Source organism: Streptomyces sedi (genome assembly GCF_006335015.1).
Classification (GTDB): domain Bacteria; phylum Actinomycetota; class Actinomycetes; order Streptomycetales; family Streptomycetaceae; genus Streptomyces; species Streptomyces sedi.
The window spans coordinates 100,124-109,914 of sequence record NZ_VDGT01000023.1; the positions used below are offsets into that span (position 1 = coordinate 100,124).

Here is a 9,791-nt window from a genome sequence, read left to right on the forward strand (position 1 = left end):
ACGGAATGCGCTGGTCCGTTGTTCCCCCGGCCGCCGTTATTCCCGGGTCCCGCCACCGACGTGTGTGAACTCCCGCACATCACGGGGCCGTCGGGCGCGCGGGAGTCGTCAGCGGAATTCCCGCCGCGCGGCCCCGGAAAGGCGCGGCGATCCGGGAAAGCCGGGAAAAGGGACAAGCCACGGACGGCGTACCGGCGTTGACCCCGCGCCCGCTCCGGTGCCACCGGGCGAAGGCGGGATGAACACATTGGGTAACGTGGGTGGATCATCGCCCGCCCGAAGGGACCCTGACGGTCATGAGACTCCGCTGGCACCGGAACAACCGTCGGGCCTGGGCCGGCCTCGGCGCGTTCACGCTGCTGGTCGGAGCCGGAACGGTCGGCCTCGCCCTCGCCGACGACGCGCCGGCCGTGCACCGCGTCGACCGGGTGCTGACGATGCCGGAGGAGCCGGGGTCGGAGCGCACCGTCGACATCGACACCTCCTACTTCCTCGCCGAGCAGGCCGAGGGCGGGGAGCCCCGCCCCGCCGTGCTGCTCGGCCACGGCTTCGGCGGCAGCAAGGACGACACCCGCGAGCAGGCCGAGGCGCTGGCGGCGGACGGCTACGCCGTGCTCACCTGGTCGGCGCGCGGCTTCGGCGCCTCGACCGGCGAGATCGGGCTCAACGACCCGGACCGCGAGGTGGCCGACGTCTCGCGGCTCGTCGACTGGCTCGGCGAGCGCGCCGAGGTCGCCCAGGACGGCCCGGGCGACCCCAGGGTCGGCGTCGCCGGCGCCTCCTACGGCGGGGGTGTCGCGCTGCTGGCCGCCGGCCACGACGACCGGGTCGACGCCATCGCGCCGGCCGCCACCTACTGGGACCTCGGCGAGGCGCTCTTCCCGAACGGCGTCTTCAAGCGGCTGTGGGCCGGCATCCTCTTCACCACCGGCGCCGCCGCCCCGATCGGCGGCGAGCCGCCGGCCGAGGCGGGCGCCGACCCCGGGTGCGGCCGGTTCACCGACGAGCTGTGCGCGCTCTACCAGCGGGTCGCGGTCGCCGGCGCGTCCGACCCGGAGGCGCTCGCGCTGCTCGCCGAGCGCAGCCCGGCCGCCGTCGCCGACCGGATCGACGTGCCGACGCTGATCCTCCAGGGCCAGCACGACTCGCTCTTCCCGCTCGACCACGCCGACGCCATGGCCGAGGCGCTGCGGGCCAACGGCGCGCCGGTGCGCGTCGAGTGGCTGTGGGCGGGACACGACGGCGGCGTCTCCGAGGCCGGCCGCACCGAGGAACGGATCGCCTCCTGGTTCGACCGCTATCTGCGCGAGGACACCTCGGCCGACGTCGGCCCGCCGTTCCGCGTCACCCGGATCACCGGCTTCGACACCACCAACGGCGACACGCTGCTCGCCGGCGCCTCGGGCGACGGCTACCCCGGGCTGGACGGCGAGGAGACCGAGACGGTCGAACTGGCCGGCGAGCCGCAGACGTTCGTCAACCCGCCGGGCGGCGCGCCGGCCGCCGTCTCCACCGTGCCGGGGCTCGGGGGCCTCGGCGGGTTCACCGGGCTCGGCTTCCTGCCGGCGATCGACTTCCCCGGCCAGTTCGCCCGCTTCGACTCGCCGCCGCTCGCCGAGGCCACCCGGGTCACCGGCGCCCCGACCGTCCGGCTGCGGGTCTCCTCCGACACGGACGAGGCCGTGCTCTTCGGCAAGCTCTACGACGTCGCGCCGGACGGCGGCAGCGAGTCGCTGCCCGCCCAGCTGGTGGCGCCGCTCCGGGTGGAGGACCTCGGGCCCGAGGGGCGGGTGGTCACCTTCCGACTGCCCACCGTGGACTACCCGTTCGAGGCCGGGCACCGGATGCGGCTGGTCGTCTCCAGCACCGACATCGGCTACGCCTCGCCCACCGGCACCGCCCGTTACACCGTCGCCCTCGACGACCCGCAGCTCACCCTGCCGACCGCCCCCGACGTCGCCACCGCGGCGACCCCGGTGCCCTGGTGGGTGTGGGGGCTTCCGCTGGGGGCGCTCGCCGTCGCGGTCGCGCTGGTCGCGCCGCGCGTGCGCCGGCGCGCCGCCGTGCCCCACGATCCCGAGCTGGCCCACGTGCCGCTGGCGATCACCGGGCTGACCAAGCGATACGCCCGGCACAGCGACCGCTACGCGGTGCGCGACCTCTCCCTCCGCGTCGAACGCGGCCAGGTGCTCGGCCTGTTGGGGCCGAACGGCGCGGGCAAGACCACCACGCTGCGGATGCTGATGGGCCTGATCACCCCCGACGCCGGGGAGATCACCGTCTTCGGCCACCGCGTCGGCCCCGGCTCGCCGGTGCTCTCCCGGGTGGGCGCCTTCGTCGAGGGCGCCGGCTTCCTGCCGCACCTGTCCGGCCGCGCCAACCTGGAGCTGTACTGGCGCGCCACCGGCCGCCCGGCCGCCGACGCGCGGCTGGAGGAGGCGCTGGAGATCGCCGACCTGGGCACCGCGCTGGCCCGCCCGGTGCGCACCTACTCCCAGGGAATGCGCCAGCGGCTGGCCATCGCCCAGGCGATGCTGGGCCTGCCCGACCTGCTGATCCTGGACGAGCCGACCAACGGCCTGGACCCGCCGCAGATCCGCGCCATGCGGGAGGTCATGGTCCGCTACGCGGAGCGCGGCCGGACCGTGATCGTCTCCAGTCATCTGCTGGCCGAGGTCGAACAGACCTGTACGCATCTGGTCGTGATGGACGGCGGCCGGCTGGTCGCCTCGGGGCCGGTGGCGGAGATCGTCGGCACGGGGGACACCGTGCTGGTCAGCACCGCCGAGCCGATGACCGACGACCGGCTGGCGACCCTCCGCGCGCTGCCCGGCGTCGGCGACGTCACCGACACGGAGTCCGGGGTGCTGGTCCGCCTCGAAGGCGCCGGCCCCGAGACGCTGGTCGCCGCGCTGGTGGAGGCGGGCGTCCCGGTGAGCGGGGTGGTGCCGCACCGCCGGCTTGAGGACGCCTTCCTGACCCTGATCGGCGGTGCCCGACCATGACCACGACCCCTGCCGACCAGCGCGAAGCCGCCGTCGACCCGACCGCGCCCGCCGCCCCCGGGTACGTGCCGCGCCGCACCCTGCCGCTGCGCGTGGAGGCCGTGCGCCAGCTGCGGCGGCGCCGCACCCTGGTGGTGGGGCTGCTGCTGGTGCTGCTCCCGCCGCTGGTGGCCGTCGCCTTCGCGGTGGGCGGCGCGCCCGACGACTCCGAGTCCGCGCTGCTGGACTCCGCCACCGCCTCCGGCCCCAACTTCGCCGCCGTCTGCCTCTATCTCTCGGCCGGCTTCCTGCTGGTGGTGCCGGTGGCGCTGTTCTGCGGCGACACGGTCGCCTCCGAGGCGGGCTGGTCCTCGCTGCGCTATCTGCTGGCCGCGCCGGTGCCGCGCTGGCGGCTGCTGACGGCGAAGCTGCTGGTGGCGTTGGCGTTCTCCGCCGTCGCGATGGTGCTGCTGCCGCTGTCGGCGCTGGGCGTGGGGACCGTCGCCTACGGCTGGGGCGAGCTGCGGCTGCCCACCGGCGGCACGCTGCCCGGCGGTGAGGCGGCGCTCCGACTTGGCATCGCGCTCGTGGCGATCTTCGTCGGCCAACTGGCCACCGCCGCCCTGGCGTTCTGGCTGTCCACGGTGACGGACGCGCCGCTGGGCGCGGTGGGCGGCGCCATCGGGCTGACCATCCTCGGCTCCATCCTCGACGCCATCACCGCGCTCGGCGACTGGCGCCAGCTGATTCCGGCACACTGGCTCTTCGCCTGGTTGGACGCGCTCCAACGCGACGTGGAGTGGAACGGGATGCTGCGCGGCGGCGCGGTCTCGCTCGCGTACGCGCTGCTCCTGGTGGCCCTGGCCTACCGCCACTTCGCCCGCAAGGACATCGTTTCCTGAGGGCAGGTGCCCGCACGCGCGAGCGGGGCCCGGGCCGACGACCGGCCCGGGCCCCGCGGCCTCCGCGTTCAGCGGACACCGTCGGTCACTTCGGTGAACGAAGCGGTCAGAACTGAAGCGCCCAGCCGTTGAGGGTGCCCTCGTCCCGGCTGGCGTTGTCGGCGACGGTCAGCGTCCACTCACCGTCGGCCGACACCCCGGCGCCCGGGACCCGGTAGGTGGCGAGCAGGTCCTGCTGGCTGCCGCCCGAGCGGTCCCGCAGCACCCGGCTCGTCCCGTCGGGGCCGGTCAGCTCCACGGTGAGGTCGCCGACCCAGGTGTGGCTGATGTCGAGGTCGACCTCGAACGCACCGGTCAACGCGCCGACGCCGCTGACGTCGATCGTGGAGGTCACGGAGGTGTTGTCCACGATCGCCACCGGCGCCGCGCTCTCGAACCGCTCGCCGGACGGCGGCGCCCCGGGGCCCGAGCCGTCGCCGCTGACGTTCAGCAGGACGTTGGCCGTGTCCCCCGGGATGCCGCTGAGCACGTCGCCGAGTCCGGAGCCGACCAGCGCGTCCTCGACCTCGGCCGGGGTGGCGTCCGGGTTCTCACCCAGGTACAGGGCGGCGGCGCCCGCGACGTGCGGGGTGGCCATGGAGGTGCCGGAGATGGTGTTCTCCGCCGTGTCGCCGGTGTTCCACGCCGAGGTGATGGCGCTGCCCGGCGCGAACAGGTCGACCACCGAACCCACGTTGGAGAACGGCGAGATGTCGTCGGCCGACGTGCTCGACCCGACCGTGATGGCCTCCTCCACTCGCGCGGGGGAGCTGAGGGAGGCGTCCGCGCCGTAGCTGTTGCCGGCGGCCACCGCGTAGGTGATGCCCGCGTCGACGGAGTTGCGCACCGCCGTGTCCAGGGTGCTGTTGGCGCCGCCGCCGAGGCTGACGTTCACCACGGAGGGGCCCGAGGCGTTGCCGGTGATCCAGTCGACGCCGCCGACCACCGCCTCGATGGTTCCCGAGCCGCTGTTGTCCAGCACGCGGACGGAGACCAGGTCGGCGTTCTTGGCGACCCCGTACGCGCCCCCGGCGGCGGTGCCGGCGACATGGGTGCCGTGGCCCTGTCCGTCGCCGCCGTCGCCTCCGTAGGCGTCGAAGCCGAAGGTGGCCCGGCCGTCGAAGTCCTGGTGGCTGTAGCGGACGCCGGTGTCCAGGACGTAGATGGTGACGCCCTCGCCGCCGTGGTCGGGGTAGGTGTAGGAGGAGTCGAGCTGCGCCGACGGCTGGTCGATCCGGTCCAGCCCCCAGGACGGCGGGTCGTCCTGGGTGGCGGTGGTGCGCACGGTCTGGTTGTGGGTGACCTCCGCGACGGCCGGGTCGGCGGCCAGGGCGAGCGCCTCGGCCTCGGTGGCCTCCACGGCGAAGCCGTTCAGCGCGTGCTGGAAGACGCTGGTGACCTCGGCGCCGTGGGAGTCGGCGAGGGACTCGGCGGTCGCCGCGACGCCCTGGGACGTCACCCCGCCGCTGAGCGTGACGAGGTAGCTGCCGGGCACGATGTCCTCCGCCCCGGCGTTGGCGATCACCCCGGTCGGGGTGTCGTCGGCCTGGGCGCTCGCGGGCAGGGCGATCCCGGCGATGACCACGCCGGCGGCGGTGGCCAGTCCGGCGCCGCGGCGGAACCGCGTCGACTTGCGCGTCTTGTCCATCAGACAGGTGCTCCTTGTGGGGTACGTGCGGGACGGGATGCGGGATTACGTGCCCATGACAACTTGGGGCTTCCATGGGCACGTCACAACTGTCGAACCGTTCGGTCACCTTCGCAAGGCCGCCTGGAGAGGCTTCACATGAACGACATGGGCGCGTAGCGCGCGTCGATGTGACGTCGTGTCGGCGTAAACGCGGGCGTGCGGGCGCCCGGGCCGGCGCCGCCCCGTCGGGGGAACGCCGCCGGCCCGGGCGCGGGGCGCGCGCTCAGTCGTCGCCGCCCAGGGCGTCACCGATCTCGTCGACGATCTCGGCCGCCACCATGCCGCCGACCACCCCGGCCGCCAGCCCGGCGACCGCGCCGCCGATGCCCGCCCCGACGCCGCCGTGGCCGCCGTCGCTCTTGCGCTCGTGCCCGTGACCGCCGCCGAGGAAGCCGCCGGAGCGGCGCTCCGCGAGCTGCCGCAGCCAGGAGTCGACCAGCGCGGCGAAGTCCGTGCCGTCCACGTCGCCATGGCCGACGGTGAAGATGTTCAACGCGTCGCCGCCGCCCGAGAACAGCCCGCCGCGCCGGTCCGCCTCCAGCACCACCGTCAGCCCCGCCGGGTCGGCGAGGAAGCTGATCTCGACCTCGCGCATCGCGTGGGCGTGGTCGGGGCCCGGCGTCAGCTCGATCTCCTGGTAGAAGGGGAGCGTCTGGTTCGTTCCCCGAATGCGCCCCAGCTCCAGGTCGGTGGAGCGGAAGCCGAAGCCGAGCCGCCCGAACGCGTCCAGCACCGCTTCCTGGACCGGCAGCGGACGGATCATCAGCGGATCGAGGTCGCCCGTGTCCACCGCGCCCGCCACGGCGAGCTGGGTGCGCACGCCGAGCGGCCTGCTCAAGGGCTGCCCGAAGACCTCGGTGATCGGCGCCTCCCACGGCAGCGGGAAGGAGAACGGGATCGACAGCTCCTGCTCCTCCGCCAGCCGGAACCCGCCGCCGACCACCACCCGGTGGAACCGCACCGTGCCGTGACGTTCCTCCTCGCCGGCCTCCGACTCCACGCGGGCCGCCAACTCCAGGGTGACCTCCGTGATCTCCACGTCCATCGAGCCGCCGCGGATCAGCACGTCGCCGGAGACGGTGTCGCCGGGCAACACCGTCCCCCGGTGCAGCACCGTGTCAACCGAGGGGCCACCGACGCCCAGCTTTCCGAGCAACCGCTTGAACACCATGCCGGCGTTCTCCTCCTGTGTCGTCGCGACGGCCGCCTCCCGGCTGCCTCCCGGTCGGTCGGCCGGGAGGGAGCGCGACGGCGGAGCGGGGACGGAACGCGCCCCAACCTCCGCCGTGCGCCGGGGGGTTCGGGGTCCCGCCGCTGTTCCTCCGGTCACGCTACCGCGTCGTGGCATCCCCGTCGGCGAAACGGTCGGTGGCCTCCACCAGCCGCGCGGCCATCCCCTCGCCGGAGGTGGAGTGCCCGGCCGTGCCGACCACGCGCAGCTCGCACGCCGGTCCCCAGCGGTGGGCCAACTCCCAGGCGGTGCCCAGCAGATTGCCCGGGTCCAGGCTGCCCTGCACCACCACGCCGGGGATGCCGGCCAGCTCCGGCGCGCGACGCAGCACCTCGCCCTCGGGCAGCCAGGAGCCGCGGCTCCAGTAGTGGGTGACGATCCGCGCGAAGGCCAGCCGGAAGGCCGGGTCCTCGTAACGGGAGGGGCCGGCCGGGCCGCCCACGTCGATCGCCTCCTCCCAGTCGCACCAGGCGCGCGCGGCGGCCTCGCGCACCCGGGGGTCGGGGTCGTGGAGCAGCCGGTCGTAGGCCGACGGCAGGTCGCCGTCGCGCTCGGCGGCCGGCACCGCGTTCCGGAAGGCGCGCCAGGGCTCGGGGAAGTAGACGCCCAGGCCGCGGGTGAGCAGGTCGGTCTCGGCGCGACGGCCGGTGGCCAGGCCCATCAGCACCAGCGCGCTGACGCGGTCGGGGTGGCGGAGCGCGTAGACCAGGGAGAGCACCGAGCCCCAGGAGCCGCCGAAGAGCAGCCAGCGCTCCACGCCCAACTCCTCGCGCAGCGCCTCCATGTCGGCGAGCAGATGCTCGGTGGTGTTGGTGCTCAGATCCACCTCCGGCTCGGAGGCGTGCGGCGTGGAGCGGCCCGCGTTGCGCTGGTCGAAGAGGACGATCCGGTATCTGGCCGGGTCGAAGAAGCGCCGCACCCTCGGGCCGCAGCCGGACCCCGGGCCCCCGTGCACGACGAGGGCGGGCAGGCCCTCGGGGTTGCCGCAGGTCTCCCAGTAGACGCGGTGGCCGTCGCCGACGGAGAGCCAGCCGCGGTCGTAGGGCTCGATCGGTGGATACAGCTCTGACATGGGGTGACCTCCGGGCTCGGCATCCGAATATTATGACAGCGCTGTTATATCAGGGCTTTCGGAAGTGCGTCGCTCGGTTATCTTGCTGGCATGTCCACCCAGCGCCCCCTCACCGGCATCGGCACCCGGCTGCGCCATCTGCTCGACCTGCTGGAGGCCGACCTGGCCTCGGCCTACCCCCGGCTCGGGCTCGACGACTACCGCCCCCGCTACAGCCCGGTGATCAGGGCGCTGGTTGCCCACGGGCCCAGCACCATCGGGGAGTTGGCCGAGGCGATGCGCGTGACCCACTCCGCCGCGAGCCAGACCGTGGCGCAGCTCGACAGGCGGGGCCTGGTCGAGCTGAGCGTGGGGCGCGACGCCAGGCAGCGCGTCGCGTGCCTCACGGAACGCGGCCGGGAGCTGCTTCCGGTGTTGGACGCCGAGTGGGAGGTGGCCGAGGCGGCGATGGCCGACCTCGACGCGGAGCTGAGCGTGCCGCTGTCCCGGCTCCTCACCGAGCTGGAACAGGCGCTGGAACGCCGCCCCTACCGGGAACGGGTCGCCGAGGCCGTCCGGGCCGTCGGGCCGGTCGGGGCCGGAGAGTCCGTTGGTGCTGTTGGTGCTGTTGGTGCTGTTGGTGCTGTTGGTGCTGTTGGTGCTGTTGGTGCTGACGGGGCTGTCGGGGGCGTCGGGTCCGCTGGTGCCGTCGGGGGCGTCGGGTCGGTCGGGGTCGAGGAGTCGCCCGGGGCCGACGAGCACTCTGGGTGAGCCGTTCGGCGCCGGCGGTGGTGCGACGGGGCCCGAGCCGGGGCACGATGAAGGGCATGAGCACAGAGGTGCGAGACAACAGCCAGCTCGGCCGGTTCGAGGCGTGGATGGACGGCGAGTTCGCCGGCTACGCCGACTACGCGCGCGAAGAGGGGCGGGTGGTCTATCCGCACACCGAGGTGCGCGTCGGCTACGAGGGCAGAGGCGTCGGCGGCGCGCTGGCCACGGAGGCGATGGAGGACGCCGAACGCCGTGAGCTGCGCGTCGTGGCCAGCTGCCCGTTCATCGCCGGCTGGCTGACCAAGCACCCGGAGTACCAGCACCTGGAGGAGACCACCCCGTAACGGGTGGGGATCGCGTCCGCCGGGCCCGTCCCTCAGCCCTGGCCGCGCAGGCGGTCCAGCTCGCGGCGCTCGCGCTTGGTGGGCCGGCCGGCGCCCCGGTCGCGCACCGGGACGGCGGGCACCTCCACGCGGGGCGGCGGCGGGGGGCTGTTGTCGATCAGGCACTCCGCGGCCGTGGGGGCGCCGACCCGCTTGCGGATCAGCCGGGTGGCCTTCACGACCCGTTCCCGGCCGGCGTGCCAGACGCGCACCTCGTCGCCGACCTTCACGTGCTGCGCCGGCTTGACCCGTTCCCCGTTGATCTTGACATGACCGGCGCGGCAGGCCGAGGCGGCCATCGACCTGGTCTTGACCAGGCGCACCGCCCAGATCCAGGTGTCCACCCGCACGCTTCCCTGCTCATCGGTCATGGCCTCGACTCTAGGCCGTCTCGTTTGGATCTTCGTGGAGCAGGGTGCGGCGTCAGATGCGGTGCATCGCAAGGCGCCGGATCGCAGCTCATACTTCGTCGTATTTGCGCGATTTGGTAACGCAGCGAGGTGCCGTAGCTGGCGTCGCGCCCCCGCGAAGATCTAAACGAGACGGCCTAATACTGCAACCGCATCTGGGGTGACGATCAGCGTCGGTCGTCGTTGGTGTCACTGTGTGCTGATGAGGTGACGGTCGAGCAGGTTGAGTCTTGGTCCGAGGGGATAGCCGGGCTGCATGCCCGGTTCGCCCACCGTTTCGGCAGGTCCGAGCCGCGTGAACGGGCACTGGACTACCTGGAGGGGCTGGTC

General features: G+C 73.8%; 8 protein-coding genes and 1 pseudogene. 5 read left to right on the top strand and 4 right to left on the bottom strand.

Annotation, left to right across the window (positions count from 1 at the left end):
* Window positions 1-296 precede the first annotated feature (296 nt).
* Both FH715_RS24355 and FH715_RS24360 read left to right on the top strand, forming a co-directional pair.
* Window positions 297-3,005 (top strand): alpha/beta fold hydrolase, encoded by a 2,709-nt coding sequence (locus FH715_RS24355; RefSeq protein WP_139648923.1) that lies wholly within the window; start codon window positions 297-299, stop codon window positions 3,003-3,005.
* Window positions 3,002-3,886: an ABC transporter permease gene (locus FH715_RS24360; protein WP_139648925.1), complete on the top strand. Its 885-nt coding sequence runs from the start codon at window positions 3,002-3,004 to the stop codon at window positions 3,884-3,886. The genes FH715_RS24355 and FH715_RS24360 overlap by 4 nt, the downstream gene beginning before the upstream one ends.
* Before the next feature lie 106 nt (window positions 3,887-3,992).
* Here the strand turns inward: FH715_RS24360 and FH715_RS24365 are convergent, their stop codons facing one another.
* The 3 genes from FH715_RS24365 to pip form a co-directional block, all read right to left on the bottom strand.
* Window positions 3,993-5,573 carry a S8 family peptidase gene (locus FH715_RS24365; RefSeq protein WP_139648927.1) on the bottom strand — a complete coding sequence of 527 codons (1,581 nt, stop codon included), beginning with the start codon at window positions 5,571-5,573 and terminating at the stop codon, window positions 3,993-3,995.
* A 265-nt stretch (window positions 5,574-5,838) separates the two neighbouring features.
* On the bottom strand, window positions 5,839-6,786 hold the full coding sequence (locus FH715_RS24370; RefSeq protein WP_139648928.1) for a sporulation protein: 948 nt from the start codon (window positions 6,784-6,786) through the stop codon (window positions 5,839-5,841).
* Between the two features lie 160 nt (window positions 6,787-6,946).
* Entirely contained in the window at window positions 6,947-7,918 is a 972-nt protein-coding gene (gene pip / locus FH715_RS24375) for a prolyl aminopeptidase (protein WP_139648929.1), read from the bottom strand.
* Between the two features lie 90 nt (window positions 7,919-8,008).
* Here pip and FH715_RS29405 point away from each other — a divergent pair, with 90 nt between their 5' ends.
* Entirely contained in the window at window positions 8,009-8,668 is a 660-nt protein-coding gene (locus FH715_RS29405; protein WP_139648930.1) for a MarR family winged helix-turn-helix transcriptional regulator, read from the top strand.
* 56 nt (window positions 8,669-8,724) lie between these two features.
* Window positions 8,725-9,012, top strand: a complete 288-nt coding sequence (locus FH715_RS24385) for a GNAT family N-acetyltransferase (RefSeq protein ID WP_139648931.1) — start codon at window positions 8,725-8,727, stop codon at window positions 9,010-9,012.
* Window positions 9,013-9,044: 32 nt separating this feature from the next.
* On the opposite strand, the gene FH715_RS24390 is transcribed toward FH715_RS24385, so the two are convergent.
* Window positions 9,045-9,422, bottom strand: coding sequence for an RNA-binding S4 domain-containing protein (locus FH715_RS24390; RefSeq protein ID WP_139648934.1), 378 nt, complete (start codon window positions 9,420-9,422; stop codon window positions 9,045-9,047).
* A gap of 246 nt (window positions 9,423-9,668) precedes the next feature.
* On the opposite strand from FH715_RS24390, the pseudogene FH715_RS29605 reads away from it, so the two are divergent.
* Window positions 9,669-9,791 (top strand): annotated as a pseudogene (locus FH715_RS29605) (IS701 family transposase); the annotation flags it as partial.